This is a genomic window from Meridianimarinicoccus marinus (genome assembly GCF_040689105.1).
Classification (GTDB): domain Bacteria; phylum Pseudomonadota; class Alphaproteobacteria; order Rhodobacterales; family Rhodobacteraceae; genus Meridianimarinicoccus; species Meridianimarinicoccus marinus.
The window spans coordinates 105,717-131,079 of sequence record NZ_JBFBVU010000007.1 but is presented as its reverse complement, the minus strand read 5'-3'; the positions used below and the strand labels follow the sequence as shown (position 1 = coordinate 131,079).

Genomic DNA, 25,363 nt, shown 5'->3' with positions numbered 1-25,363 from the left:
CACATCGTGCGCCAGGTTCACGATACCAAGAACAAGCGGGACGTCACACGCGAGATCAGCTACGCCCATGCGGCCGCCACGCGCGGCGGACGGGCGATGATCCGGGTGATGGAAAACGCCACCGGACGTTTGCGCCTGATCCGCAAGGCGCAAGGCTATGAACAGGAGGTGGCCAGTGGCCGCGACTTCTGGGATGTCATCACCGACCGCTATGGCTTGAGCCTGAAGGTCATCGGCGGCTCGTTGGACAACATTCCGCGGGAAGGCCCGCTGGTGCTGATCGCCAACCATCCTTTCGGCATCCTCGACGGTCTGATGATGGGGCGCATCCTGTCGGAAACCCGTGGCGAGTTTCGCATTCTGGCGCACCAGGTGTTCCGCAAGGCCGAGGATCTGAACCGGGTCATCCTGCCGATTTCCTTCGACGAGACGCGTGAAGCTGTCGCGTTGAACCTGCAATCGCGCAAGGAAGCACTGGAGTTGCTGAAGAATGGCGGCGCCATCGGCATCTTTCCCGGCGGCACGGTCTCGACCTCGGCCAAGCCGTTTTCCGCCCCGATGGATCCCACCTGGCGCTCGTTCACCGCGCGGATGATCCTGCGGTCGGATGCACATGTGGTGCCGATGTTCTTCACCGGCCACAACTCGCGCTTTTTCCAGGTGGCCAGCCATCTGCACTATACCCTGCGGGTCGGGTTGATGATCAAGGAGTTCAAGTCCCGGGTCAACAAGCCGGTCGAGATTGTCATCGGCAAACCGATCCCGGCGGACCAGCTGGCCGTCCATGCCAGGGACGCCGCCGGGATGATGGACTTCCTCAGGCAAGCCACGTATCAGCTGTCTCCAGTGCCGGTCCGCGACATGGGCTATGGCTTTGAAACTGAAGACAGGTACAAGCGCTAGATGGCCGTCGGAGTATTCGATTCTGGACTGGGCGGACTGACCGTCCTTGACGCCGTCACGCGGCGCCTGCCGGGAGTGCCCTTCGTCTATTATGGCGACAACGCCCATGCGCCTTACGGTGTGCGCGATGCCGATGATGTCTACGATCTGACAACCAAAGCCGTGGAACGGCTGTGGGAGGCCGGCTGCGATCTGGTGATCCTGGCCTGCAACACGGCGTCGGCGGCGGCGCTGCGGCGGATGCAGGACGGCTGGATCCCGCCCGAGAAGCGGGTGCTGGGGGTGTTCGTACCCCTGATCGAGGCCTTGACAGAACGGCAATGGGGCGACAACTCGCCGCCGCGTGAGGTGGCTGTCAAGCATGTGGCCCTGTTCGCCACGCCGGCGACGGTCTCCAGCCGCGCCTTCCAGCGGGAACTGGCCTTTCGCGCGATTGGCGTCGATGTCGAGGCCCAGCCCTGCGGCGGTCTGGTCGATGCGATCGAGGATGGCGACGAGATTTTGGCCGAGGCGCTGGTGCACAGCCATGTGGACGCGCTGAAGCGTCGGATGCCGCATCCCGAGGCCGCGATTCTGGGCTGCACGCATTACCCGCTGATGGAAACCACCTTTCAGGCCGCCCTTGGCCCCGATGTGACGGTCTATTCGCAGGCCAATCTGGTGGCCGAAAGCCTGTCGGACTATCTGGACCGGCACCCTGACATGCTGGGGGCGGGCACCACGCCCGACTTCCTGACCACCGGCGATCCTCAGGCCGTGTCCTATCGCGCCACCCAGTTCTTGCGACGAAAGATCACTTTCCGCGCCGCCTGATTGCGCCCGGTCTCCGGGGGCTTATGTTTTGTGAACGTTCGAGGAGAAGGTGCCATGGCACACAAGATCGCCATACTGGGCGCAAGCGGGTACACAGGGGCCGAGATGGTGCGCCTGGTGTCGACCCATCCCAACATGGAGATCGTGGCCCTGACCGCCGACCGCAAGGCTGGCCAGAGCATGGCGCAGGTGTTTCCGCATCTGCGGCATCTGGATCTGCCGCTGCTGGTGAAGATCGGCGAGGTGGATTTCTCGGGCGTCGATCTGGTGGTCTGTGCCCTGCCGCACGCGACGTCACAAAGCGTTATCAGCGCCTTGCCGCGCGACATGAAAGTGGTGGACCTGTCCGCGGACTTCCGCCTGCGCGATGCCGCCGCCTATGAGAAATGGTACGGCCAGCCGCACAGCGCCATGGATCTGCAGGCCGAGGCGGTCTACGGCCTGCCCGAATTCTACCGCGACCAGATCCGCGAGGCCCGCATCGTGGCCTGCACCGGCTGCAATGCCGCCACCGGGCAATTTGCCTTGCGCCCGCTGATCGGCGCGGGCGTGATTGATCTGGATGACATCATCATCGACCTGAAAGCCGCCGTGTCGGGGGCGGGCCGGTCCCTGAAAGAGAACCTTCTGCATGCCGAGTTGTCCGAAGGCTACCACGCCTATGGTGTCGGCGGGGTGCATCGCCATCTGGGGGAGTTCGATCAGGAGTTCTCGTTGATTGCCGGGCGTCCCGTCTCGGTGCAGTTCACGCCGCATCTGATCCCCGCGAACCGGGGGATCCTTGCCACGATCTATGTGTCCGGCGATGCACAGACCGTGCATGACACGTTGGCGCAGGCCTATGCCGACGAGCCCTTCCTGCAGGTGCTGCCCTTCGGCGAACACCCCTCGACCCGCCACGTGCGGGGATCGAATTTCGTGCATATCGGTGTGGTCGGCGATCGCCGTCCGGGCCGGACCATCGTCATTGCCGCGCTTGACAATCTGACCAAGGGATCGTCGGGCATGGCCATGCAGAACGCCAACCTGATGCTGGGAGAAGAGGAGACCACCGGCCTTATGCTGGCCCCGGTCTTCCCATGAGCCAATGAAAAGTCTGAAGAAGCAACGCCGTATCCAGGTCATCATCGTCGCCGCCATCGCACTGGCGCTGTCCACTGCGCTGATCGGCTATGCCATGCGCGACGGGATCAACTTCTTCCGCAGCCCAAGCCAGGTGGTGGCCGAACCGCCGACCGCCTCGGAAGTGTTCCGCATCGGCGGGCTGGTGGAAGACGGCACGCTGGTGCGCGGGCAGGGCGAGACGGTGACCTTTGCCGTCACCGACGGCGGGGCGTCTGTGCCGGTGTCCTACACCGGCGTGCTGCCGGACCTGTTCGAGGAAGGCCAGGGCATGGTCGGAACCGGGAAATACGTGAACGGCACCTTCGTCGCCACGGAGATTCTGGCCAAACACGACGAGACCTATATGCCCAAGGAAGTCGTGGATGCGCTGAAGGAACAGGGCGTGTATCAAGACCCCAACGAAACAGACAGCTGATCGGAGGGCGCACGCCATGATCGCAGAGCTTGGACATTTCGCCCTGATTCTCGCGGCCATGGTGGCCGTGGTGCAGGCCATCGTGCCGATGATCGGCGCGCACAAGGGCTGGGACGGCTGGATGGCCGCCGCCGTGCCCGCCGCCACCACGCAGTTCTTCCTGACCGCCTTCAGCTTCTCGGCGCTGACCTATTCTTTCGTGGTGTCGGATTTCTCGCTGCGGCTGGTGGTCGAGAATTCGCACAGCCTGAAGCCGATGCTCTACAAGGTCAGCGGCGTCTGGGGCAACCACGAGGGCTCGATGCTGCTGTGGGTGCTGATCCTGACGCTGTTCGGGGCTTGCGCCGCGTGGTTCGGCGGCAACCTGCCGCCCAGCCTGAAGGCGCGCGTGCTGGCCGTGCAATCCTCGGTCGCGGTGGCGTTTTTCGCCTTCATCCTGCTGACCTCGAACCCGTTCCTGCGCATGGGCATCCCGCCGATGGACGGGCAGGACCTGAACCCGCTGTTGCAGGATCCCGGTTTGGCGTTCCATCCGCCGTTCCTGTATCTCGGCTATGTCGGGCTGTCGCTGACCTTCAGCTTCGCGGTTGCCGCGCTGATCGAGGGCCGGGTCGATGCGGCCTGGGGCGGCTGGGTGCGGCCGTGGACCCTTGCGGCCTGGGTGTTCTTGACCATCGGCATCGCGCTGGGGTCTTGGTGGGCCTATTATGAACTTGGCTGGGGCGGCTACTGGTTCTGGGATCCTGTGGAAAACGCCTCTTTCATGCCTTGGTTGCTGGCGGCAGCCCTGCTGCATTCCGCCATCGTGGTGGAAAAGCGCGAAAGCCTGAAAAGCTGGACTATCCTGCTGGCAATCCTTGCTTTCGGTTTCTCGCTGATCGGCACCTTCATCGTGCGGTCGGGCGTCATCACGTCCGTTCACGCCTTCGCAAACGACCCGGAACGGGGGGTGTTCATCCTGATGATCCTGGCGGTGTTCACAGGCGGTGCGCTGACCTTGTTCGCGGCACGCGCCTCGGCGATGCAGGCCAAGGGGGTTTTCGGGTTGGTCAGCCGCGAGAGCGCGCTGGTGGCCAACAATGTTCTGCTGGCGGTATCCTGCTTCGTGGTGTTCATCGGCACCATCTGGCCGCTGGTGGCGGAACTGGCCTTCGGGCGCAAACTGTCGGTGGGCGCGCCCTTCTTCGATGCCGCCTTCACGCCCTTCATGGTGGTGCTGGCAATCATCCTGCCCATCGGGGCGATCCTGCCGTGGAAACGCGCCAAGCTGAACCGCGCGGTCAAGCAAGTAGTGCCGGCTGCCATCCTGGCCTTCCTGATTGCAGCACTGGCCTGGACCCTGCAAACCGAGAAGACCATTCTTGCGCCCGTCGGGCTGGCTCTGGGCATCTGGGTGGTGGCCGGGTCGGCGCTGGACCTGTGGAGTCGCTGTGGCCGTGGCGACATGGCCAGCCGCTTGCGCCGTCTCACCCGTCTGCCGCGCGCCGACTATGGCAAGGCCGTGGCGCATTTCGGGCTCGGCGTGACCATGATTGGCATCTCGGCCATGAATGCCTGGCAGATCGAAGATATCCGCGTGGCCCAGGTCGGCGAGCGGTTCGAGGTTGGTGCCTATGAGATCGAGCTGGCCTCGGTCGATCAGGTGCAGGGGCCGAACTACTATTCGACCATGGCCCGGATGAATGCCTATCGCGGCGACCGTCTGGTGGCCGCGCTGACCCCGGAAAAACGGGTCTATCCGGTGGCCAAGATGCCAACCACCGAGGCGGACATCGACAACGGCTTCCTGCGCGACATCTACCTGGTGATCGGCGATGCGCAGGACGACGGCGGCTGGGCGGTGCGTACCTATATCAAGCCGCTGGCCAACTGGATCTGGGCCGGGGCGATCCTGATGGGGGTCGGCGGGCTGCTCAGCCTCAGCGACCGCCGCTATCGCATCGCGGCGGGGGCCGCCAAGGCCGGAGGCGGGGGCGCACGCCCCGTGGCGGCGGAATGATCCGGCGCGCGGTTCTGGCCGCCGCCTTTCTGGCGCTTGTCCCGCTGGTCGCCCCGGCGGTTCAGCCCGACGAGGTGCTCTCTGACCCGGTGCTGGAAGACCGCGCGCGCGACTTGTCCAAGGGCTTGCGCTGTCTGGTCTGCCGGAACGAGAGCATCGACGATTCCAACGCCGATCTGGCGCGCGACCTGAGGCTGCTGGTGCGCGAACGGCTGGTGGAGGGGGACAGCGACGACGAGGTCATCGACTTCGTGGTCGACCGCTATGGCGAATATGTCCTGCTGAAACCGCAGACCGATGGCTCCAATCTGGTACTGTGGCTGGCCGGACCGCTGATGCTGCTGGTTGGTGCCGGACTGGGTGTGGTCTATATCCGCCGCCGCAACGCTGCTCCGGAACCCGCCGCGCAGACCCTGGATGCCGCCGAGGAAAAGCGCTTGCAGGAAATCCTCAAGGAATGACCCCGCGTTCCTCTGGCCTGGGGGCGTTTTCCAAGTAACCTGCCCGCAACCTGGCGGAGACGGATATGGACTTTCAGACAATCGACCTGAGCATCGAGGACGACATCGCGCGGCTGACCCTGAACCGGCCCGATGTGAAAAACGCGCTCAACGCCCAGATGCGGGCCGAGATCCCGGCGGCGATCCGCATTGCGCAAGACAATGCGCGGGTGCTGGTGATGACCGGGGCGGGGGATGCCTTCTGCTCGGGGCAGGATCTGGGCGATGGCAGCGGCGCGGTGAACCTGGATATCGAACGGGTGCTGCGCGACGAATACGTGCCGATGCTGCGCGCCATCTTCGACTGCCCGATCCCGACAGTGTCGGCGGTGAACGGCGCGGCGGCCGGGGCCGGGGCCAACCTGGCACTGGCGGCGGATGTGGTCATTGCCACCGAAAGTGCTGTCTTCCTGCAAGCCTTCAGCCGCATCGGCCTGGTCCCGGACGCGGGCGGCACCTATTGGCTGCCGCGCCAGATGGGCATGGCCAAGGCCATGGGCGCGGCCCTGTTCGCCGAGCCGGTCCCGGCCCGTCAGGCCGCCGCCTGGGGCATGATCTGGGAAGCGGTGCCGGATGCGGACTTCAGCCAGCATGTGGCCCGCCGCGCCGTGCATCTGGCCACCGGCCCGACCGAAGCTTACCGGCTGACCAAGCAGGCCCTGCGCGCCAGCATGGCCAACGATCTTGAGACGCAGCTGGCCCTGGAAGCCCAGCTTCAGGGCAAGGCCGGCGCCACCCGCGATTTCAGCGAGGGGGTGCTGGCCTTTCTGGAAAAGCGCGTGCCCGACTACCAGGGACGCTGACGGCTGCGCATGGCCGATCCCCTGCACGCCCTGAAAATGGATGCCGCTGCGCTGCACGCCTTCCTGCGGGAGGAGTTTCCGCAGGTTTCCGATCTGGTCGAGATCGAAGAGCTGGTGCCGATGCGCCTGCGCGTGGTCATGCCCGTCCGCCAAGAAAACCTGCGTCCGGGCGGGACGGTTTCGGGCCCCACCATGTTCACGCTGGCCGATCTGGGGGTTTATCTGGCGGTGCTGTCGATGATCGGCCCCAAGGCGCTGGCGGTCACCACCAACTGCTCGATCGACTTCATGCGCAAGCCCGAGTCGGGCGTCGATTTGGTTGCGGACGTGGACCTGCTGAAACTGGGCCGCAGCCTGGCGGTCGGGGACGTGCGAATCTGGTCGCGCGGGCCAAAGTGCCGCCACGTCGCGCGCGCCACGTTAACCTATTCCCTGCCTGAAGCTTGATCCGGAAAAGCCGCGGGAGTACCTGTGGTTCGACCAGTGAGAGCCGTGCAACCAGCGGCGCATTGCGAACGTACCTATACTTTCGCATATGTGGCATCGCCATAAGGGCAGATGCAAATTTGCAAACGACTCCATATATATAGAACGTATTCATATTTTAATAGGTTAATGCTGTGTGCGTAACGGGGACCGCAGCAAGAAACGTGGGAGCAGACGATGTCCAGTGCAGGGCACAAGTCGATCATCAGGGCCTTCGCCGCCGCAAGTGCCGTCGCATTTGCGGCCACAGGCGTGCTTGCCGGGTCACCGGATGCCACGACCCCCGAACTTCTGGTCAGCGAGCCTCCGGTCAAGGGGTTCATCAATGATGGCGACGAATCCATCGTTCAGACGGTCTATCTGTATCTTGATGGCTGCCCGCTGGTCAGCATCACCCCCCCGGCCAATGGCAAGGGCGATCCTGTCGTCACGATGATCGAACCCGATGGCGAATGCGCCACCTCGGTGGGTCTGGCGGACAAGGCGTCTTTGGTTGTTTCGGATGAGTTGCGCGAAAGCGGCGGCATGCATGTCCAGCTGTGGCAGGACGACATGTCCGACCTGGACCCGGTCGAGGACAGCCCCGGCAAATCCCTGATCGTGGAAATCTCGAACCTCTTTCCGCCGGACGGTCTTCCGGGCGGCGAGGGGGATCCGGTGTTCGCCCTTGGCGCGGCCCCGTCGTTCTGGATCCCCGGGGTATTCGGTGATCCGTCGGGCAATCTTCTGGTTGGCGTCTCCAATCCCAACGGCAATGGCGGCACGCCGCTGTTCGGCTCGGGTCCGGGAACGAACCTGGGTTTCCTGGGCGGCGGTGGCGGCGGCGGGGGCAATGGATCCGGTGGCGGATCTGGCAGTGGTCCCGGTGGCGGCTCCAGCACGCCAAGCGGCGGCATCTTCCCCGGTGGGGGGGGTGGCATCCCGGGACTGCCCACTGCCGGTTTGCCGCCGGATGTTGCGCCTGTCCCGCTTCCGGCAACGCTGCTTCTGCTGCTGTGGGCGCTGACGTTGATGCGCAGTTACGTGCGCCGCCGTTAAATCAGAAAAGACACCCTGACTGCATGGAACATCTGTCCTTCGGGCAGATGTTCTTGTTTAACCAGCACTTAGGTAGCCAAATATCGGGGTATTTTAATACCCTACTTGTAATACGCTCTTTTTCAGTCCTAAATTCGCGTTTTCCGCTTGACCGTGGTGTGTGTTTGGCTAAAACCGCGCAATCCGAATGCCGGGGGCAACTGCCCTCAACCCAGACTAAAGGGTCATCCCAATGAAAACCTTCACAGCCAAACCGGCTGACATCGACAAGAAGTGGATCCTGATCGACGCCGAGGGCGTTGTTCTGGGCCGTCTTGCCTCGATCGTCGCCATGCGTCTGCGCGGCAAGCACAAGCCGTCCTTCACCCCGCACATGGACATGGGTGACAATGTCATCGTGATCAACGCGGACAAGATCCAGCTGACCGGCCGCAAGCGGACCGACAAGGTCTACTACCGCCACACCGGCCATCCGGGCGGCATCAAGTCGATCACCGCCGGCAAGATCCTGGAAGGCGCGCATCCAGAGCGCGTGGTGATGAAAGCCGTGCAGCGCATGCTGCCGGGCAATCGCCTGAGCCGCCAGCAGATGACCAATCTGCGCGTCTACGCCGGGGCCGAGCATGGGCACGAGGCCCAGAAGCCTGAAGTGCTGGACGTCAAGTCGATGAACACCAAGAACACGCGGAGCTGATCATGGCCGAGGAAATCAAGTCGCTCGACGCCCTGAAAGGCGCCGTTGAAACTGCCGACGTCGATCTGTCGGTTCTGGAAGATGCCGCCGAACCGCGCGAGCCGGTTCGTGACGAGCTGGGCCGTTCCTACGCGACCGGCAAGCGGAAAGACGCGGTTGCCCGTGTCTGGATCAAGCCGGGCTCCGGCAAGGTCACCGTGAACGGCAAGGACCTGAACACATATTTCGCCCGCCCGGTGCTGCAGATGATTCTGCGCCAGCCGTTCACCGTGGCCGGTGTCGAAGACCAGTTCGACGTGATGGCCACCGTGAAGGGTGGCGGTCTGTCGGGTCAGGCCGGCGCCGTGAAGCACGGTGTGTCCAAGGCGCTGCAACTCTACGATCCGTCGCTGCGCGCCGCGTTGAAAGCTGCAGGCTTCCTGACCCGCGACAGCCGCGTTGTGGAACGGAAGAAATTCGGCAAGCGCAAGGCGCGCCGGAGCTTCCAGTTCTCGAAGCGCTGATCGCGTTTCACGTTACGATCTTGCGAAAGGGCTGCTTCGGCGGCCCTTTTTGCTGTCTGGCCCCAGGTCCCGCGGCTGTTCACCCCGCGTCACCGTTTTCCTTCTCGTCGTCCCTGTCTCATGCTAAGGCCGATGTAACAGCCGGTGTTTGTTGGAAACTTGTAAAAAGCGTATTCGGGGGTAGGCGATGAAATGTGTCATTCTTGCGGGCGGTCTGGGAACGCGCCTGAGCGAGGAAACGGTCCGCATTCCAAAACCCATGGTCGAAATCGGCGGCCTGCCGATCCTGTGGCACATCATGAAGATCTATGGCGCCCACGGGGTCAATGAATTCGTGGTCTGCCTGGGCTACCGTGGCTACATCATCAAGGAATACTTCGCGAACTTCTACCTGCACCGGTCGGATGTGACCTTCGATCTGGCCACCGGCGAAATGACCATCAACCGCACCGAATCAGAGCCCTGGAAGGTGCATCTGGTGGACACCGGGGCCGAGTCGATGACCGGCGGCCGTCTGAAGCGGGTCATGCCCTATGTGCAGGAGGACGAGGCGTTCTGTCTGACCTATGGCGACGGGGTGGGCGATATCGACGTGCGCGCGGGGATCGACTTTCACAAATCCCACGGCAAGCTGGCCACCGTGACCGCCGTGCCGCCGCCGCGCCGCTTCGGGCAGCTGGAACTGACCGGCCAGACCGTCACCGATTTCCTGGAAAAGCCGCTCGGCGACGGCGGCCTCATCAACGGCGGCTTCTTCGTCTTGTCGCCCGAGGTGGGCCGCTATCTGGACGGCGACAGCACCATCTGGGAGCGCGATCCGCTGATGAACCTCGCCCGCGACGGCGAGTTGATGGCCTTCGAGCACAGCGGCTTCTGGCAACCCATGGACACGATCCGCGAAAAGCAGGAACTTGAAGCCGCCTGGGCCACCGGCAAGGCGCCGTGGAAGATCTGGGAATGAGTTTCGATCGCTTCAAGGGACGGCGCGTTCTGGTCACCGGGCATACCGGGTTCAAGGGCGCATGGCTGTGTGCCTGGCTGGTGCGCTGCGGGGCCAGGGTGACAGGCTATGCGCTGGCGCCCGAGACCGATCCGAACCTGTGGCAACTGCTGGGGCTGTCCGAGGTCGACAGCCACATCGGCGATCTGAATGACCGCGCCGCACTGGACTCCGCCATTGCCGCCAGCCAGCCCGAGTTCGTCTTTCATCTTGCCGCGCAGGCGCTGGTGCGCCGCTCTTATCGCGAGCCGGTGGAAACCTTTGCGTCGAACGTGCTGGGCACCGTGCAACTGCTGGACGCGCTGCGCGGGGTCGAGGGGCTGCAATCGGTGATTGTGGCGACCTCGGACAAGGCCTATGCCAATGTCGAGCAGATCTGGGGCTATCGCGAGACCGACCCGATGGGGGGGCATGATCCCTATTCGGCCTCGAAAGGCGCCACCGAACTGGCCACTGCCGCCATGCGCGCCAGTTTCTTTGGCCCGGATCAGCCGGTGCGCGTGGCGACCGTGCGTGCCGGCAATGTGATCGGCGGCGGCGACTGGGCCGAGGATCGCCTTGTCCCCGACATCGTGCGCGGCTGCCTTGGCGGCGATGGTCATGTGACCCTGCGCCAGCCGTTCTCGATCCGGCCGTGGCAGCATGTGCTGGAACCGCTGTCGGGCTACATGATGCTGGCGCTTGCGCAGGTGGATCGCCCTGAAATGGCCGAGGGCTGGAACTTTGGCCCTGACCGGGCCGAGGAACGCCCGGTGGACGATGTGGCGCGCGCCGTCGTGGCCGCCCTGGGACAGGGCGCCATTCGCCACGATCCCGCCGCCGCCGATCTGCACGAGGCCAGATTGCTGCGCCTCGATGTGTCGAAGGCGCGGGTCGAACTGGGCTGGCGTCCGCTTCTGGATTTTGCCCAGACCATCGACATGACGGCGGGCTGGTATGGCCGCTGGTCGCGCGGGGCCTCCGTGCGCGATCTTTGTAGTGAACAAATTGAACAGTTTGAAATGCTTATGGGGTCTTCTTGATGAATACCGTTCCCGATTGCCGCCATTGTGGCACCCCGCTGACCCGCACTTTCGTCGACCTGGGCCTGTCGCCGCTGGCCAATTCCTATGTGCCGCCCGAGATGGCGGGTCAGTCCGAACCCTTCTACCCGCTGCATGTGCGGGTCTGTGAAAACTGCTGGCTGGTGCAGGCCGATGACGCGGTCCCGGCGGCAGAGATCTTCTCGTCGGAATACGCCTATTTCTCCTCCTTCTCGGACAGTTGGCTGGCCCATTGCAAAGCCTATGTGGAGGCGATGACCACGCGTTTCGGACTGGGGCCCGAGGATCTGGTGGTCGAGATCGCCTCGAACGACGGCTATCTGCTGCAGTATTTCGTCGAAAAGGGCATCCCCGTGCTGGGGGTGGAGCCTTCGGCCAACGTCGCGCAGGTGGCCATCGACAAGGGCGTGCCCACGCGGGTGGAGTTCTTCGGCGAGGCTTTCGCCAAGACGCTGGTGGCCGAGGGGCAGTTGCCGCGCCTGATCTGTTCGGCCAACGTGCTGGCCCATGTGCCGGACATCAATGATTTCGTGGCCGGCGTCGCTACGCTGCTGACCGGCGATGCGGTCTATACGGTCGAGTTTCCGCACCTCCTGAACCTGATCGAACAGGTGCAGTTCGACACCATCTATCACGAGCATTATTCCTATCTGTCGCTGCTGGCGGTCGAGACGATCTTTGCCAAGGCCGGTCTGCGGGTTTTTGACGTGGAAGAACTGCCAACGCACGGCGGCTCGCTGCGGGTCTATGCCTGCCGTGATGCGGCCAGCCACGGCGAGGCGCCGGGTGTGGCGCGCGTGCGCGCCCGCGAAGCGGCGGCCAGGCTGGATCAGGTGGCGGGCTACGAAGGCTTCGCGGAGAAGGTCGAGGCCGTGCGCCGCGGGCTTCTGGGGTTCCTTGATCACGCCAAGGTCGAGGGCAAGCTGGTGGCCGCCTATGGTGCTGCGGCCAAGGGCAACACGATCCTGAACTACGCGCAGGTCGGACCCGATCGCATCGCCTATTGCGTGGACCGCAACCCGGCCAAGCAGAACACCCTTCTTCCCGGAAGCCAGATCCCGGTGCGCCCGGTCGAGGCGCTGCGCGAAGATCGGCCCGATTACGTGCTGATCCTGCCGTGGAACCTGCGCGACGAGATCATCGCGCAACTGTCGGATCTGGCCGAGGCGGGCACGCAGTTTGTCACCGCCGTGCCCGAGATCCGGATTTCCTGACATGCGGGTTCTGCTGACCGGGGCCACCGGCCTGATCGGGCGGCAGACCGCCCGCGCGTTGTATGCTGCCGGGCATGAGGTTCTGCCGGTGTCGCGCCACGGGCAGGGCGGCTTGACCTGCGATCTGCTGGATGCGGGGGCTGTCGATATCCTGCTGGCGCGGGAACGTCCCGAGGGTCTGGTGCATCTGGCCTGGCACGCGGGGGTGGCGGACCGCTGGACGTCGCCCGCCAATCTGGACTGGGCCGCCGCGACGCTGCATCTGGCGCGGCGGTTCGCCCAGCATGGCGGTAGGCGGGCGGTCTTTGCCGGGTCCTGCGCCGAATACGACTGGTCGGTGTCTGAGCTGTCCGAGGACTCGCCACTGCGGCCTGCCACCCCCTATGGCGCGGCCAAGGCGGGCACCGGGCTGGCCCTGTGCGGGGCGGGACCGGCGTTGAACCTGTCGCTGGCCTGGGGGCGGATCTTCTTTGTCCACGGGCTGGGAGAGCCGCGCGGGCGCCTGCTGGGCGATCTGATCGCCGGGCTGCGCGCCGGGGAACGGGTGGCCTGCACCGATGGGCTGCAGGAACGCGACTTTCTTCAGGTCGAGGATCTGGCGCGCGCGCTGGTCGCGGTGCTGGACAGCGACTTGCAGGGCCCGGTCAATATCGCTAGCGGTCAGGCCATCGCCGTGCGCGACCTGATCGGCGAAGTGGCCCGGCAGTTGGGTGGCGAAGACCTGGTTGATTTGGGCGCACGGCCGCGCCCGGCGTCCGATCCGGCCCGACTGGCGGCGGACACCACGCGTTTGGCCAGCATCGGATTTCGCCCGCGCCATGACCTGACCTCTGCCGTGGCGGCCACCCTGACCGACGGGAGCGGCCCGGCATGATCGGTGATCTTCTGCGTTCGCGCTTTGTGAAGTTTCTTGCCGTCGGCGTGCTGAACACTGGCTTTGGCTACGCGCTGTACGCGGTGCTGGTGCTGCTGGGGCTGGGGCCGCAGGCCGCACTGGCGCTGGCCTTTGCTTGTGGCGTGGTCTGGAACTATTTCACCCATGCGCGGCTGGTGTTCTCGGCCAAGGGCACCGCGCGGATGCCGGCCTATGCCGCTGTCTATGCCGGGCTTTACGCGCTGAACGCCGCCGGTCTGGCCGGGCTTCTGCGGCTGGGCATGGGGCCGATCGTGGCGCAGGCGGTGCTGGTTCTGCCCGCCGCCGCCCTGTCGTTCATCGCCATTTCCAAGGTGCTGACCGACCGCTTCCCGTGGGAGGGGCGACCGGCCTAGGCGTCGTCCGCGTCGATGTTCAGGCGATCTTCCTCGATCACCAGCGGGCCGCCGCGCACCTGGTTGTGGATCGCGGTGATGTATTCGCCCAGCATCCCGATGAACAGCAACTGGATGCCGCTCAGGAAGAACAGCGACACGATGATCGTCATGGTGCCGCGCGGCGCGTCGCTGGGGGCGATCAGGAACAGCAGGACCTCGAACAGCGCAAACAGGATGCAGCCCACCGCGATGACCAGCCCCGAGATCGTACAGAACCGCATCGGCGCGCGCGAGAAGGCGAAGATCGCGTTCAGCGCCACATCGGTCAGCGCCCCCATGTTGTGCTTGGACAGGCCGCGTTTACGGGCCTTCCAAGTATAGGGCACGATGATCCGCTTGAAGCCGCAGGACGCGATGATGCCCCGGATATAGGGGTAATGGTCGTTGTGCGACAGAACCGCCTTCAGCACCTTCTTGTCGATCAACTGGAACTCTCCGACCGAAGGCTCAAGGGTCACATCCGACAGCCGGTTCAGAGTGCGGTAGAACAGGCCGCGCGCGTTGCGCAGGAAATAGCCCTCCTCGCGAATGTTGCGGGCGCCGGCCACCACGTCATAGCCGCTTTGCCACAGCTGGACGAACTCGGGGATCATCTCGGGCGGGTCTTGCAGATCGACCGGCAGCATCACCACCACCGCGTCGCCGGTGGCATAGCGCAGCCCGTTGAAGGTGGACCGGAATACCCCGAAATTACGGGCGTTCAACACCACGCGGATCGTGGGATCCTTGGCGGCCATCTCGCGCAGGATCTCGGGCGTGCGGTCGGTCGAGGCATTGTCGACGAAAATATGTTCCAGCCGATAGTCTGGCAGGTGCTCGGCAAAGATCGCGCGGACGGTTTCATAGCATTGGAAGACGTTGTCTTCCTCGTTGTAACACGGCGAGACGACGGAAATGGTTTTCATGGTCAGCACTCCACGCAACCGTATGACACACAACCGGCCTACCTGTGGACCGGCAAGCCTGTCCCTTGCTGATAGCGGCTGGACGGCATCGGACAAAGGGCTTTCTGGGCTTCTGTGCGCAGGGGTCACGCCCTTGGGTCAACATGGTCAACAGGCTGTTTACAGGGGCGGGCGCAGGCACAATACTCGCCCGCGAACGGGCAACAGGAACTTCCATGTCGGACTTGCGCACTTCCGGGGCCAGACGCGGCCTCGCCTTGATTTCTGCGCCCTTGCTGTACGCGGTGCTGCTGCTGGCCGCCCCCATGGCGGCGATCGTGGCGTTCAGTTTCTGGACGCAGGACTACCTGACCATCGACAAGAGCTTCACCCTGACCAACTATCGCGAGGCCTTCACCGATCCGATTTATCGCGAGTTGATGATCCGGTCGCTGAAGATCGCCGGGCTGGTGACGCTGGTGACCGTGTTACTGGCCTTTCCGGTGGCCTATTTCATCTCGTTCCACGTGCCGGCGGGGCGCAAGTCGCTGTGGATCTTCCTTGTGACCATCCCGTTCTGGACCTCCTACCTGATCCGGGTGTTCCTGTGGAAAGTGATCCTGGGCTACAACGGGGTACTCAACTCGGGGCTGATGGGGTTGGGTGTGATCGACGAGCCGCTGACGGTGATCCTGTACAATTTCAACGCCGTGGTCATCACGCTGGCCCATGCTTTTGCACCCTTCGCGATCCTGCCGATCTTCGTGTCGCTGGAACGCATCGACCGGTCGCTGCTGGAGGCGGCGCAGGATCTGGGCGAAACCCGGCTGTCGGCGTTCTTCCGGGTGACCTTGCCGCTGGCCATGCCCGGCGTGGTGGCGGCCAGCCTGATCGTCTTCATTCCGACCATCGGCGACTATGTCACGCCGCGGCTGGTGGGCGGGCCGGGCGGGCTGATGATCGCCAACATGATCCAGACGCAATTCCTGAAACTGAATAACGCGCCGATGGGGGCCACGCTGGCGGTGGTGGCCATGGTGATCGTGACGGTGATCGCGCTGATCTTCGTGGCGCTGAACCGCCGCTACCTGCGGGGGCGGTCATGAACAGGCTGTTCCGGGGCGGCTGGCTGCGCGTCTATACGGCGCTGTACCTGGTGTTTCTGTATCTGCCGATCCTGTTGCTGCCGATCTTTGCCTTCAACAGCTCGACCGTCATTGCCTTTCCGCTGAGCAGCTTCACCACCGAATGGTTCGCGCAACTGGTCGAGGTCGAGGCCCTGCATGCGGCGGTGCTGACCTCGGTGCGGATCGCGCTGATCACGGCCGCCGTCTCGACCCTGCTGGGCATCTGCGCGGCCCGCGCCGCCGCGCGCTACCGGTTTCCGGGCAAGGGCGGGATCATGGGGTTGATCATGCTGCCGCTGGTGCTGCCCGAGATCATCGTGGCGGTCTCGCTTCTGGTGGTGTTCCTGCAACTTGGGCTGGAACTTAGCTCCCTGACGGTGATCCTGGGGCATGTGCTGATCTGCACGCCATTTTCCATCGCGATCCTCAATTCGGCGTTCCAGTCGCTGGATGTCTCGCTGGAGGAAGCCGCGATTGATCTGGGCGAAAACGGCTGGGGGGTGTTCCGGCTGATCGTGCTACCGCTGGTCATGCCGGGGATCATCTCGTCGCTGCTGATCGCCTTCACGATATCCATGGATGAATTCATCATCGCCTTCTTCCTGTCGGGGTCGGACGCCACGCTGCCGGTCTATCTGTGGGGCCAGTTGCGGTTTCCGCAGCGGCTGCCGGTGGTCATGGCCCTGGGCACGATCCTGGTCAGCCTGTCGATCCTGCTGCTGATCCTGGCGGAATGGGCGCGGCGGCGCGGGGTACGCAAGCGCGGTGGTGCAGAAACAGGAGGGTTCCTCTGATGGCGCTCATCTCCCTTCAGGGGATCAACAAGTATTATGGCGATTATCACGCGCTGCGCGATGTGACCCTTGAGATCGCCGAGGGCGAGTTCTTCTCGCTGCTGGGGCCATCGGGCTGTGGCAAGACCACGCTTCTGCGCGCCATCGCCGGATTCGAAGTGCCCGAGAAAGGCGTGCTGGCCATCGACGGGCAGGACATGGCCGGGGTCGGGCCGAACCGGCGCCCGACCAACATGGTGTTTCAAAGCTACGCCATCTTTCCGCATCTGACTGTGGCCCAGAATGTTGGCTTCGGGCTGCGCAAATCGCCCATGGCGCGCGACGACAAGACCCGCGCCGTGGAAGAGGCGTTGGAGATGGTCGGGCTGGGCGGCTACGGGGCGCGCGCCGCGCATGCGCTGTCGGGCGGTCAGCGGCAGAGGGTGGCGCTGGCCCGCGCGCTGATCCTGAAGCCCAAGGTGCTGTTGCTGGATGAACCGCTGTCGGCGCTGGACAAGAAGCTGCGCGAACAGATGCAGACCGAGTTGCGGCGTCTGCAACGGCAGGTGGGTATCACTTTCATCCTCGTGACCCACGATCAGGAAGAAGCCCTGATCATGTCCGACCGCATCGCGGTGATGTTCGAAGGCGCGATCGCCCAGGTGGACACGCCCGAGGGGCTGTACCTGCGCCCCAACAGCCGGCAGGTGGGCGAATTCATCGGCATGATGAACCTTTTGCCCGGTGCCTTGCGCCAGGAAGGCGCACATCTGCTGGCCGATATTCCGGGGCTGGGCGCGGTGGCCCTGCCGCGTGATTTCCTGCCCGAGGGCGCCGCGCCGGGCCCGATGACCTTCGGCCTGCGGCCCGAATCCATGTCGGTGCTGTTCACCTCGTCCGAACTGCCGACCGGCAAGTTCGTCGATGGCGTGGTCGAGGATCGCGCCTATTACGGCGACATGACGTATTACGAGATCGCCTTGCATGGCGGACAGGCGCCGGTCACCTGTTCCATGAAGAACATGATCAGCCGTCCGGTGCTGTCGCGCGGCGATGCCATCCGGCTGGCGTGGGAACCGGGCGCGCTGATCCCCTTTGCCGAGGCCTGAGGCTCAGCTGTCCGGGGCGATCAGGCCCAGCCCGCGCAGGTAGATGCCAACCCCGGCCTCCAGCAGATCCTCGGGCGGATAGGGGGCCTGGCTGCCCGGCTCGCCCCGGCTGAACAATTCCACCACCCCGTGGCTGAGCGCCCAGACATGGGCGCTGACCATGGCCGCCGGCGGGCGCTTGTCCTTTGGGATGTGCTGCGAAAGCGTTTCGGCGGCCTGCTCCAGCACCCCGCGCGCCCGGGCCGAGGCGCGGGCCAGGTCCGGGGTGCGATTGACCGAGATGCCGCTTTCGAACATCGACACGTAATGGCCGGGATACTTGCGGGCGAAGGCCAGATAGGCACGACCGGTCGCTTCGAAGGCCGACAGGGCCGTGGGCTTGCCGCCGTCATAGGCAAACTCCATCAGGTCGGCGAAGATCTCGTAGCCTTGCCTAGCACATTCGGCGATCAGATCCTCGCGCCCCTCGAAATGGCGGTAGACCGCCGCCGGGGTCACGCCGGCGGCCTTCGCCGCCTCGGAGAGGGTAAAGCCGGTGGGCCCACGTTCGGCGATCAGGTTCAGTGCCGCATCCACAAGGGCCTGCCGCAGGTTGCCATGGTGATAGCCGCGTTTAGCCATTCCAGATTTCGGGACCCCCGCAGATCGCCGGATCGGGGGCGCAGGCCACCGCGGCATCCTTGCCGGCATAGGGGATCTGGCTGAGCACCCGCTGGATCACCGCGATCCGGGCGCGGCGCTTGTCATCGGCCTTGATGACGGTCCAGGGCGCATGGGCGCTGTGGGTACGTTCGAAGGTTTCTTGAATGGCGAACGAATAGGCATCCCAGCGGCGCAACCCGTCTACGTCGATCTGGCTGAGTTTCCATTGCTTCAGCGGATCCTTCTCGCGCGCCAGAAACCGGTGCAATTGTTCGGCGCGGCCCACTTCAAGCCAGATTTTCACAAGGTGAACGCCATCGTCGACCAGCGCCTGCTCGATCCCCGGCACTTGCTGGAAGAACTGTTCGCGCTCGGCAGTGGTGCAGAAGTCGAACACCCGCTCGACCACGGCGCGGTTGTACCACGACCGGTCGAACAGGGCGATATGGCCGGCGGCGGGGTAATGGGCGATGTAGCGCTGGAAATACCACTGTGACAGCTCGGTGTCCGAGGGTTTCGACAGGGCCACGGTGCGCGCCACGCGCGGGTTCATGTTTTCCTTGAACCGCTTGATCGCGCCGCCCTTGCCCGCCGCATCGCGGCCTTCAAACACCACGATGACCCGCACGCCCGAGGCCTGCACCCAGGCCTGAAGCTTGGCCAGTTCGATCTGCAGCTTGTAGAGGGTCTCGGAATAGTCCCGCGACTTCATGCGATGGTCATAGGGATAGGGCGGGATCAGGATCACCTTGTCGCCGCCGTTGATGGCGCTGCGGACGTGGTCCGGGGCTTCGGTTTCGAAAAACCGGGTGATGGCGCCGTCAAAGGGCAGGTTTGCAACGTCTATCATCGTCAAAACCTAGCGACCTGAAGGAATTAGCGCAATCCGGCGCGTTCGGCGACCCGTGCGACGGCGTCCAGGACCGCCTCGGGATGGGTGTGATGCGGCATGTGGCCGGCATCGTCCAGCAGGGTCAGCCGGGCATCGGGCAGCAGGGTGGACAGGGGCTCGGCATGGATGTCGGGCAGAACGATGGTGTCCAGCGCGCCGTGGATCAGTTCGGCGGGCATCTGAAGCGTGCCGTATTGGCCGGACATGGCAATGACATGCTCCTTCAGGCCGGTGACCTGCCGGGCATTGGCGACCATGGTGGTGCGGCGTAGGCTCAGCGGCAGGCCGAAATGCGCGGTAAACCCCTGCGGCACAGGCGCGGGGGCAAAGATGCCCGACAGGATCTGATCCATCAGGCTTTGCGGCGGAAAGGCGGTCAGCAGGGGGACCAGCGTGGTCGCTCCGGCGCGGCTGGCATTGACGTGATACGAGGGTTTCAACTTGCCGGGCCAGGGCATGGTGGCGCCCGAGACGATCACCAGACCGGCGGTCATGGCCGGATCTTCCAGCGCCCAGGCCATGGCGACGGCGCCGCCGAAGCTTTGACCCAGAACCAGCGCGCGGGTGACGCCCAACTGCCGGGCGGCGGCCTGCAGAAGCCGCGCCTGTTCGCGCGGGCTTTCGCCGCGACTGGCCTTGGCGGCTTCGGGCACCCGGCCGGTGAAACCGTGGCCGGGCCGGTCAAAGGCGATGACGCGGAAGTCGCGGGCCAGACGGGGGGCCAGCGCAAAGGTGAAATCGCGCAGGTTGCCGCCCGCGCCATGCAACAGCACCAGATCGGGGCCGCTGCCCTGAACCCAGGCATGCACCTTGACCCCGTCGATGGTCAGGATCCGGCCCTCGGGCGGAAACTCGGCCTCGGCCTGGGTTTCGGCGCGCGTGGCCAGACGATCCACGCCCAGAACCGCCCCCCCGGTCAGCGCCGCCGCTGTGGCAAGTTCCAGCATCCTAGCGCCCGATCTCGTCCAGATCGAACGGCGTCTGCTGGTAGATCTCGTTGATCCAGTTGCCGTACAGCAGATGCGCGTGCGACCGCCAGCGGTTCAGCGGCGTGCGCGACGGATCGTTGTCGGGATAATAGTGCCCCGGCACGTTGATCTTCACACCCGCTTCCACGTCGCGATCGTATTCTTCTTTCAGTGTCCCACTGTCGTATTCGAAGTGGTTGAAGTTATAGAGCGCGCGATGGCCCTTGTCCTCGACCAGACAGGGGCCGACCTCGTCGCTGCCCAGCAGGGTCTTCAGCCCAGGTGCGGCGTCGATCTCGTCCTGTTTCATCTCGGTCCAGCGGCTGACCGGGATCACGAAATCATCAGAGAACCCGCGTAGGTAGGGCGAGGCCGGGTCCAGGTTCTTGTGCCGGAAACAGCCGAACGCCTTGTGCGGCAGCATGTGTTTCTGCACGCCGTGGAAATAGTTGATCATCGCCATGCCGCCCCAGCAGACGCCGAAGGTCGATTGCACATGGGTCTGGGTCCAGTCGAAGACCTCGCACAGTTCGTCCCAATAGGTGACCTCGTCGAAGGGCAGATGCTCGATCGGGGCGCCGGTGATGATCAGCCCGTCAAACTTGCGGTGCTTCACTTCCTCGAAGGGCTGGTAGAATGCTTCCATATGCTCGGCCGAGGTGGTCTTGGACTGATGCTCGGACATGCGGATCAGGGTCAGGTCGATCTGCAGCGGCGTCGCGCCGATCAGCCGGGCGAACTGGGTTTCGGTCTGGATCTTCTTGGGCATCAGGTTCAGCAGCCCGATCTGCAGCGGGCGGATGTCCTGATGCGCGGCCCGCCCTTCGGACATGACCATCACGCCCTCGCGGTCGAGAACATCATAGGCGGGCAGGTCGGAGGGGATCTTGATGGGCATGGGTTTTCCCGAGATTGCGTGAACTTAGGGATATAGGCCGAGGCTCAGCGGGCCTCAAGCGTGCGGGCGACGAGCTTGGTCAAGTCTTCGGCATTCCGGACGGCGGCGATATCCTCGGCCTTGACCGAAAGGCCCCAGTTGCGGGCCATGGCGGCATAGCGCGGCTGACGGTGCGCCAGCGCGCGGGCATAGGTCCAGCGCACGAAATCATCGGGATCGACCTTGTCCTCGGTCACCGATTTCAGGTCCAGGTATTCGGCCCATTTTTCGGTCAGAAAGGCGGGCTGGTAATACATCGGCTTGGGCGCCTTGTCGAAGCGGCGTACCAGTTCGGCGGTATGGGCGTCGGAGCCTTCGATCCAGACCATCAGTGCTGTGTCGGACAGGGCGGTCAGCACCGGATCTTCCGGGTCTTCGGGATCCACGACCTCGCAGATCGAACCGCCGCTGTCGCAAACGAAGTCGCGATAGCCGTACAGGTCTTCGGCGCGATGCGCGAAATGGGCGGTGTCCAGCAGGGCGGCGACCTCGGCCACGCGGTGCTGCTCCTGCCGGCGCAGGTATTCGTCGAAGGGCAGGCCGCCCTTGGCGGGATCGCCGGGCTTGCCCAGATAGGTCGAAAGCGGCGCCAGATTGTGGAAGGTGATGTTCGAGGCGATGTAGATCGAATCGCTCAGCAGCAGTTCCGCCAGGAAGGGGTTGCGCATCGCCTCGCGCTTGAAGTTGTCGACGATGTGTTCGCCCATGTAGCGGGTGCCGATGCGGTAATCGACCGAGTAGTGGAACCAGCCGCCGCAGTCGCGCAGCATCGAGGACACATGGGTCTTGCCAAGCCCCGACATGCCAAAGAAGAGAATCCGTTTGCGATCCTGCTGTCGCCAGGCATCGGCGGTGGGTCGTGTGATCATGTGCTGCCCCTGTCTTGCCGCTCTCGCCTAGCAGGGAAGGCCGGGGCGCTTCAACACAAAGGCGGCGGCGACGACAAAGGGCCGCCCATGGGCGGCCCTTCGGATAAGCATTTGGGCGGCTTCAGAAGAAATAGCCGACGCGCAGGCCGACCGAGACCGCGCTGTTGCCTGAAAAATCGGCGCGCGCCACGTCCGGCGTGCCGGTTTCGGCGAAGGCATCGCCCAGCCACGTGTAGCGCAGACCGGCGGCGAATTCGACCTGGTTGACCCGGTAGGTGGCCCCAAGACGCAGCGCCTGGCTGCCATGGGTGGGCGCCAGCGGCGACACCAGATCGTCGCCGTAAACATCGTCGTAGATGTAGGCGATCGAGGCGCTGATCTGATCGGTGAAGCGGTGGCCGACCCCCAGCGTATAGGTGGTCGAGTTGTCCACCTTCACCAGGCCGGTTCCGGTCAGGGCGGTGAAGAACTCGGGATCCACGGTGAACTGTGAATGATCGACCCAGCGGATCTGGCCGAACACCAGCGTGTCCTCGGCAACCCCGGTCTGGAAGTCCAGGTTCACCGACTGCGGAATATCCACGTCAGTGTTCTTGCTGTTGCCCAGGCTGGCCCCGTTCAGGGTTTCGGTGGTCTTGAAGCTGTGGGTGATCTTCGAGTTGTAGGTCAGTGCCACGCGCAACCCGATCTCGGGCCGCTCGTAGGCGCCGCCGACGATATAGCCCCAGGCGGAATCCTGGCTCAGATTGACCTCGTAGCCGCTTACGCGGCCGTAGGCGAGGCCGCCCAGCCCGATCTTGCCGTCGGCGGTCTGGCGACGCACCCCGGCATGCAGGCTGAAGTTCTCGTTGACGTGATAGCGGCCGACCAGCGCCAGCGCATAGGAGTTCGCATCCGCCAGCGTGCCGCCCAGAAGCGAGCCGGTCTCTTCGGGGTACAGGATGTCGACGCCGTAATCCTCGCCGCCCATGAAGGCCAGGCTGAACTTCTCGTTGAAGTCGTATTTGATGCCGAACCGCAGATCGTTGAACGCGTCGGCCACATCGTTGTAGGACACACCGCTGTCATAGGGGATCGGGAATCCCGGCGGCGATTGCGCAATGTCGGTGCCGCTGACGTCCGGGATTGTCCGGACGGCGGTGAATTCAAGATAGTTGCCGTCCTTGAACAAAAGGTCCATCGGCTGGCCGGAGCGGTCAATGCCGCCAGCCTGCGCAGCACCGGCCAGGCCGACAATGGCTGTGGCCAAAGTTAGTGATTTGGTCATGTCTCCCCCCACTGGGTGTAGTCTGCTCTTCCCAGGTTCGATTAGAAATGGCGGGGGATTGGCGTCAAACCGGACGTAGCGTCACAGCCTTTTCAACGCTGCGGCACGGGCCGAAAGACGAAGATGCGTTGCCGTTGCGCTACTGGGTCGCGGGGATATGGGTGAGGACCCAATACATCAGATAGGCAACCGCCAGCAGCCCGGAGACGAAGCCCAGGAAGGCAATGAAGGACGCCGAGTAGACGACCGGCTTTTCCGAATAGCAGCGCCGGCAACGCGTCCCCCCCAGTCGCATGTGATGGCCGCAATTGGGGCATTTGAAGAGGCGTAGGTGCATGGCAGGGCCTCGGTCAACATTGGGAGATGACCGAGTATATGAAAAACGGGGCGCTGGCGCAAATTCCGCCGCCCATGCGCCCCGGTGTCGGTCAGGTCATTCCCACTCGATGGTGCCGGGTGGCTTCGAGGTCACGTCATAGGTGACGCGGTTGATGCCCTTGACCTCGTTGATGATGCGGGTTGCGGTTTCGCCCAGAAATTCGTGGCTGAACGGGAAATAATCCGCCGTCATGCCATCGACCGAGGTCACCGCCCGCAGCGCGCAGGCAAAGTCATAGGTGCGCCCGTCGCCCATGACGCCGACGGTGCGCACCGGCAGGATGGCCACGAAAGCCTGCCAGATCTCGTCATACAGCCCGTGCTTGCGGATCTGGTCGATATAGACCGCGTCGGCCTCGCGCAGGATCGCCAGCTTCTCGCGGGTGATCTCGCCGGGGCAGCGGATCGCCAGACCCGGGCCGGGGAAAGGATGGCGGCCGATGAAGCTGTCGGGCAGGCCCAACTCGCGGCCCAGTTCGCGCACCTCGTCCTTGAACAGCTCGCGCAGCGGTTCGACCAGCTTCAGGCCCATTTTTTCGGGCAGGCCGCCGACGTTGTGGTGCGATTTGATGGTGACCGACGGCCCGCCCGAGAAACTGACCGATTCGATCACATCCGGGTACAGGGTGCCCTGGGCCAGGAACTCGGCCCCGTCGATGCTGTCGGCGTGCTTCTGGAACACGTCGATGAACAGCTTGCCGATGATCTTGCGCTTGGTTTCCGGGTCCGACTGGCCGTCCAGCTCGCCCAGGAACAGGTCGCTTTCATCGGCGTGGATCAACGGGATGTTGTAATTGTCGCGGAACATGGCCACGACTTCCTCGGCCTCGTTCTTGCGCAACAGCCCATGGTCGACGAAGACGCAGGTCAGCTGATCGCCGATGGCTTCGTGGATCAGCACCGCCGCGACCGAACTGTCGACGCCGCCGGACAAGCCGCAGATGACCTTCTTGTCGCCCACCTGTTCGCGGATCAGGCGGATCGCCTCTTCGCGGTAGGCGCCCATGGTCCAGTCGCCGCTGAACCCGGCCAGCTTCACGAAGTTCTCGTACAGCGTCTTGCCATGGGGGGTGTGATGCACCTCCGGGTGAAACTGCACCGCGTAGAAATGCCGTTCGGGATCGGCGGTGATGGCAAAGGGCGCGTTGGGCGAGGTGCCGTAGACCTGAAAGCCCGGCGCGATCTCGCTGACATGGTCGCCATGCGACATCCAGACCTGCTCGGGGCCCTCGGCAAACCAGCCGTCCAGCAGATCGAGCTGGCCCTGCCGGGTGACATAGGCGCGGCCGAATTCGGCGGTGCCATGACCGCTTTCGACCTTGCCGCCCAGTTGATGCATCATCACCTGTTGACCATAGCAGATCCCGAGGATCGGCAGACCCATCGAGAAGATTTCCTGCGGCACGCGCGGAGAGCCTTCGCGGGTCACGCTGTCCGGCCCGCCCGAGAAGATCACGGCCTTCGGTGCCATCTGGCGCACAAAGTCGGCGGTGACATTCTGATAGGGGTGGATTTCGCAATACACGTTCAGCTCGCGCAGGCGGCGCGCGATCAGCTGGGTCACCTGGCTGCCGAAATCGACAATCAGCAAGCGGTCATGGGAAGCATCTGTCATGGCAGGCTGATAGGCAAGGGCGCGGGGCCTTGCAAGTGAGTCTGCGCCGCTTTCC

General features: G+C 64.2%; 28 protein-coding genes. 19 read left to right on the top strand and 9 right to left on the bottom strand.

Going from position 1 to position 25,363, the window contains the following annotated elements:
- Window positions 1–6 precede the first annotated feature (6 nt).
- The 16 genes from AB0T83_RS08050 to AB0T83_RS07975 all read left to right on the top strand — a co-directional run bounded on the left by AB0T83_RS08050 (window position 7) and on the right by AB0T83_RS07975 (window position 13,805).
- On the top strand, window positions 7–903 hold the full coding sequence (locus tag AB0T83_RS08050) for a lysophospholipid acyltransferase family protein (RefSeq protein ID WP_366192515.1): 897 nt from the start codon (window positions 7–9) through the stop codon (window positions 901–903).
- Window positions 904–1,716 carry a glutamate racemase gene (locus AB0T83_RS08045; protein ID WP_366192514.1) on the top strand — a complete coding sequence of 271 codons (813 nt, stop codon included), beginning with the start codon at window positions 904–906 and terminating at the stop codon, window positions 1,714–1,716.
- Between the two features lie 54 nt (window positions 1,717–1,770).
- Window positions 1,771–2,799 (top strand): N-acetyl-gamma-glutamyl-phosphate reductase, encoded by a 1,029-nt coding sequence (gene argC, locus AB0T83_RS08040; RefSeq protein WP_366192513.1) that lies wholly within the window; start codon window positions 1,771–1,773, stop codon window positions 2,797–2,799.
- Between the two features lie 4 nt (window positions 2,800–2,803).
- Complete coding sequence (gene ccmE / locus AB0T83_RS08035; protein WP_366192512.1) at window positions 2,804–3,256, top strand: cytochrome c maturation protein CcmE; 453 nt, start codon at window positions 2,804–2,806, stop codon at window positions 3,254–3,256.
- A gap of 16 nt (window positions 3,257–3,272) precedes the next feature.
- Window positions 3,273–5,255: a heme lyase CcmF/NrfE family subunit gene (locus AB0T83_RS08030; protein WP_366192511.1), complete on the top strand. Its 1,983-nt coding sequence runs from the start codon at window positions 3,273–3,275 to the stop codon at window positions 5,253–5,255.
- The gene (locus tag AB0T83_RS08025; protein WP_435891151.1) at window positions 5,255–5,716 is read left to right on the top strand and encodes a cytochrome c-type biogenesis protein; all 462 of its coding nucleotides are present in this window, start codon (window positions 5,255–5,257) and stop codon (window positions 5,714–5,716) included. The genes AB0T83_RS08030 and AB0T83_RS08025 overlap by 1 nt, the downstream gene beginning before the upstream one ends.
- A 65-nt stretch (window positions 5,717–5,781) precedes the next feature.
- A complete protein-coding gene (locus AB0T83_RS08020; RefSeq protein WP_366192509.1) occupies window positions 5,782–6,558 on the top strand; it encodes an enoyl-CoA hydratase-related protein in 777 nt (258 codons plus the stop codon).
- 9 nt (window positions 6,559–6,567) lie between these two features.
- Window positions 6,568–7,005, top strand: a complete 438-nt coding sequence (locus AB0T83_RS08015) for a PaaI family thioesterase (protein ID WP_366192508.1) — start codon at window positions 6,568–6,570, stop codon at window positions 7,003–7,005.
- 216 nt (window positions 7,006–7,221) lie between these two features.
- A complete protein-coding gene (locus AB0T83_RS08010; RefSeq protein WP_366192507.1) occupies window positions 7,222–8,082 on the top strand; it encodes a hypothetical protein in 861 nt (286 codons plus the stop codon).
- Between the two features lie 232 nt (window positions 8,083–8,314).
- Window positions 8,315–8,776, top strand: a complete 462-nt coding sequence (rplM, locus tag AB0T83_RS08005) for a 50S ribosomal protein L13 (protein WP_366192506.1) — start codon at window positions 8,315–8,317, stop codon at window positions 8,774–8,776.
- Between the two features lie 2 nt (window positions 8,777–8,778).
- Window positions 8,779–9,279, top strand: a complete 501-nt coding sequence (rpsI, locus tag AB0T83_RS08000; protein ID WP_193141085.1) for a 30S ribosomal protein S9 — start codon at window positions 8,779–8,781, stop codon at window positions 9,277–9,279.
- A 187-nt stretch (window positions 9,280–9,466) separates the two neighbouring features.
- Window positions 9,467–10,240 (top strand): glucose-1-phosphate cytidylyltransferase, encoded by a 774-nt coding sequence (rfbF, locus tag AB0T83_RS07995; RefSeq protein WP_366192505.1) that lies wholly within the window; start codon window positions 9,467–9,469, stop codon window positions 10,238–10,240.
- Complete coding sequence (gene rfbG / locus AB0T83_RS07990) at window positions 10,237–11,301, top strand: CDP-glucose 4,6-dehydratase (protein WP_366192504.1); 1,065 nt, start codon at window positions 10,237–10,239, stop codon at window positions 11,299–11,301. Before rfbF ends, rfbG begins: the two co-directional genes overlap by 4 nt.
- On the top strand, window positions 11,301–12,536 hold the full coding sequence (locus AB0T83_RS07985) for a methyltransferase domain-containing protein (protein WP_366192503.1): 1,236 nt from the start codon (window positions 11,301–11,303) through the stop codon (window positions 12,534–12,536). The genes rfbG and AB0T83_RS07985 overlap by 1 nt, the downstream gene beginning before the upstream one ends.
- A 1-nt stretch (window position 12,537) precedes the next feature.
- Window positions 12,538–13,410: an NAD-dependent epimerase/dehydratase family protein gene (locus AB0T83_RS07980; RefSeq protein WP_366192502.1), complete on the top strand. Its 873-nt coding sequence runs from the start codon at window positions 12,538–12,540 to the stop codon at window positions 13,408–13,410.
- Entirely contained in the window at window positions 13,407–13,805 is a 399-nt protein-coding gene (locus tag AB0T83_RS07975) for a GtrA family protein (RefSeq protein ID WP_366192501.1), read from the top strand. Before AB0T83_RS07980 ends, AB0T83_RS07975 begins: the two co-directional genes overlap by 4 nt.
- Here the strand turns inward: AB0T83_RS07975 and AB0T83_RS07970 are convergent.
- The gene (locus AB0T83_RS07970) at window positions 13,802–14,752 is read right to left on the bottom strand and encodes a glycosyltransferase family 2 protein (RefSeq protein ID WP_366192500.1); all 951 of its coding nucleotides are present in this window, start codon (window positions 14,750–14,752) and stop codon (window positions 13,802–13,804) included. The two genes, AB0T83_RS07975 and AB0T83_RS07970, sit on opposite strands and share 4 nt — an antisense overlap.
- A gap of 215 nt (window positions 14,753–14,967) precedes the next feature.
- Between AB0T83_RS07970 and AB0T83_RS07965 the strand changes: the two genes are divergently transcribed.
- Genes AB0T83_RS07965 through AB0T83_RS07955 form a run of 3 tightly spaced genes read left to right on the top strand, consistent with a single transcriptional unit; the run spans window position 14,968 to window position 17,740 of the window.
- Window positions 14,968–15,837, top strand: coding sequence for an ABC transporter permease (locus AB0T83_RS07965; protein WP_366192499.1), 870 nt, complete (start codon window positions 14,968–14,970; stop codon window positions 15,835–15,837).
- Window positions 15,834–16,652, top strand: coding sequence for an ABC transporter permease (locus AB0T83_RS07960; RefSeq protein WP_366192498.1), 819 nt, complete (start codon window positions 15,834–15,836; stop codon window positions 16,650–16,652). The genes AB0T83_RS07965 and AB0T83_RS07960 overlap by 4 nt, the downstream gene beginning before the upstream one ends.
- Window positions 16,652–17,740 (top strand): ABC transporter ATP-binding protein, encoded by a 1,089-nt coding sequence (locus tag AB0T83_RS07955; RefSeq protein ID WP_366192497.1) that lies wholly within the window; start codon window positions 16,652–16,654, stop codon window positions 17,738–17,740. The genes AB0T83_RS07960 and AB0T83_RS07955 overlap by 1 nt, the downstream gene beginning before the upstream one ends.
- Window positions 17,741–17,743: 3 nt before the next feature.
- On the opposite strand, the gene AB0T83_RS07950 is transcribed toward AB0T83_RS07955, so the two are convergent.
- The 8 genes from AB0T83_RS07950 to guaA form a co-directional block, all read right to left on the bottom strand.
- Window positions 17,744–18,361, bottom strand: a complete 618-nt coding sequence (locus AB0T83_RS07950) for a TetR/AcrR family transcriptional regulator (RefSeq protein ID WP_366192496.1) — start codon at window positions 18,359–18,361, stop codon at window positions 17,744–17,746.
- On the bottom strand, window positions 18,354–19,232 hold the full coding sequence (ppk2, locus tag AB0T83_RS07945; protein WP_366192495.1) for a polyphosphate kinase 2: 879 nt from the start codon (window positions 19,230–19,232) through the stop codon (window positions 18,354–18,356). The genes AB0T83_RS07950 and ppk2 overlap by 8 nt, the downstream gene beginning before the upstream one ends.
- A 26-nt stretch (window positions 19,233–19,258) precedes the next feature.
- Window positions 19,259–20,221: an alpha/beta fold hydrolase gene (locus AB0T83_RS07940; protein WP_366192494.1), complete on the bottom strand. Its 963-nt coding sequence runs from the start codon at window positions 20,219–20,221 to the stop codon at window positions 19,259–19,261.
- A 1-nt stretch (window position 20,222) separates the two neighbouring features.
- On the bottom strand, window positions 20,223–21,140 hold the full coding sequence (gene metA / locus AB0T83_RS07935; RefSeq protein ID WP_366192493.1) for a homoserine O-acetyltransferase MetA: 918 nt from the start codon (window positions 21,138–21,140) through the stop codon (window positions 20,223–20,225).
- Between the two features lie 44 nt (window positions 21,141–21,184).
- Window positions 21,185–22,048, bottom strand: a complete 864-nt coding sequence (locus tag AB0T83_RS07930) for an ATPase (RefSeq protein WP_366192492.1) — start codon at window positions 22,046–22,048, stop codon at window positions 21,185–21,187.
- A 121-nt stretch (window positions 22,049–22,169) separates the two neighbouring features.
- Window positions 22,170–23,315, bottom strand: coding sequence for an OmpP1/FadL family transporter (locus tag AB0T83_RS07925; RefSeq protein ID WP_366192491.1), 1,146 nt, complete (start codon window positions 23,313–23,315; stop codon window positions 22,170–22,172).
- Between the two features lie 139 nt (window positions 23,316–23,454).
- Entirely contained in the window at window positions 23,455–23,610 is a 156-nt protein-coding gene (locus tag AB0T83_RS07920) for a hypothetical protein (RefSeq protein ID WP_366192490.1), read from the bottom strand.
- Between the two features lie 138 nt (window positions 23,611–23,748).
- Window positions 23,749–25,308 (bottom strand): glutamine-hydrolyzing GMP synthase, encoded by a 1,560-nt coding sequence (guaA, locus tag AB0T83_RS07915; protein WP_366192489.1) that lies wholly within the window; start codon window positions 25,306–25,308, stop codon window positions 23,749–23,751.
- Window positions 25,309–25,363: the final 55 nt, after the last annotated feature.

Coding starts and splice junctions, on each gene's coding strand:
- AB0T83_RS08045 (WP_366192514.1), top strand. CDS start 904: ATGGCCGTCGGAGTATTCGATTCTGGACTGGGCGGACTGACCGTCCTT.
- argC (WP_366192513.1), top strand. CDS start 1,771: ATGGCACACAAGATCGCCATACTGGGCGCAAGCGGGTACACAGGGGCC.
- ccmE (WP_366192512.1), top strand. CDS start 2,804: ATGAAAAGTCTGAAGAAGCAACGCCGTATCCAGGTCATCATCGTCGCC.
- AB0T83_RS08030 (WP_366192511.1), top strand. CDS start 3,273: ATGATCGCAGAGCTTGGACATTTCGCCCTGATTCTCGCGGCCATGGTG.
- AB0T83_RS08020 (WP_366192509.1), top strand. CDS start 5,782: ATGGACTTTCAGACAATCGACCTGAGCATCGAGGACGACATCGCGCGG.
- AB0T83_RS08015 (WP_366192508.1), top strand. CDS start 6,568: ATGGCCGATCCCCTGCACGCCCTGAAAATGGATGCCGCTGCGCTGCAC.
- AB0T83_RS08010 (WP_366192507.1), top strand. CDS start 7,222: ATGTCCAGTGCAGGGCACAAGTCGATCATCAGGGCCTTCGCCGCCGCA.
- rplM (WP_366192506.1), top strand. CDS start 8,315: ATGAAAACCTTCACAGCCAAACCGGCTGACATCGACAAGAAGTGGATC.
- rpsI (WP_193141085.1), top strand. CDS start 8,779: ATGGCCGAGGAAATCAAGTCGCTCGACGCCCTGAAAGGCGCCGTTGAA.
- rfbF (WP_366192505.1), top strand. CDS start 9,467: ATGAAATGTGTCATTCTTGCGGGCGGTCTGGGAACGCGCCTGAGCGAG.
- rfbG (WP_366192504.1), top strand. CDS start 10,237: ATGAGTTTCGATCGCTTCAAGGGACGGCGCGTTCTGGTCACCGGGCAT.
- AB0T83_RS07985 (WP_366192503.1), top strand. CDS start 11,301: ATGAATACCGTTCCCGATTGCCGCCATTGTGGCACCCCGCTGACCCGC.
- AB0T83_RS07980 (WP_366192502.1), top strand. CDS start 12,538: ATGCGGGTTCTGCTGACCGGGGCCACCGGCCTGATCGGGCGGCAGACC.
- AB0T83_RS07975 (WP_366192501.1), top strand. CDS start 13,407: ATGATCGGTGATCTTCTGCGTTCGCGCTTTGTGAAGTTTCTTGCCGTC.
- AB0T83_RS07970 (WP_366192500.1), bottom strand. CDS start 14,752: ATGAAAACCATTTCCGTCGTCTCGCCGTGTTACAACGAGGAAGACAAC.
- AB0T83_RS07965 (WP_366192499.1), top strand. CDS start 14,968: ATGTCGGACTTGCGCACTTCCGGGGCCAGACGCGGCCTCGCCTTGATT.
- AB0T83_RS07960 (WP_366192498.1), top strand. CDS start 15,834: ATGAACAGGCTGTTCCGGGGCGGCTGGCTGCGCGTCTATACGGCGCTG.
- AB0T83_RS07955 (WP_366192497.1), top strand. CDS start 16,652: ATGGCGCTCATCTCCCTTCAGGGGATCAACAAGTATTATGGCGATTAT.
- AB0T83_RS07950 (WP_366192496.1), bottom strand. CDS start 18,361: ATGGCTAAACGCGGCTATCACCATGGCAACCTGCGGCAGGCCCTTGTG.
- ppk2 (WP_366192495.1), bottom strand. CDS start 19,232: ATGATAGACGTTGCAAACCTGCCCTTTGACGGCGCCATCACCCGGTTT.
- AB0T83_RS07940 (WP_366192494.1), bottom strand. CDS start 20,221: ATGCTGGAACTTGCCACAGCGGCGGCGCTGACCGGGGGGGCGGTTCTG.
- metA (WP_366192493.1), bottom strand. CDS start 21,140: ATGCCCATCAAGATCCCCTCCGACCTGCCCGCCTATGATGTTCTCGAC.
- AB0T83_RS07930 (WP_366192492.1), bottom strand. CDS start 22,048: ATGATCACACGACCCACCGCCGATGCCTGGCGACAGCAGGATCGCAAA.
- AB0T83_RS07925 (WP_366192491.1), bottom strand. CDS start 23,315: ATGACCAAATCACTAACTTTGGCCACAGCCATTGTCGGCCTGGCCGGT.
- AB0T83_RS07920 (WP_366192490.1), bottom strand. CDS start 23,610: ATGCGACTGGGGGGGACGCGTTGCCGGCGCTGCTATTCGGAAAAGCCG.
- guaA (WP_366192489.1), bottom strand. CDS start 25,308: ATGACAGATGCTTCCCATGACCGCTTGCTGATTGTCGATTTCGGCAGC.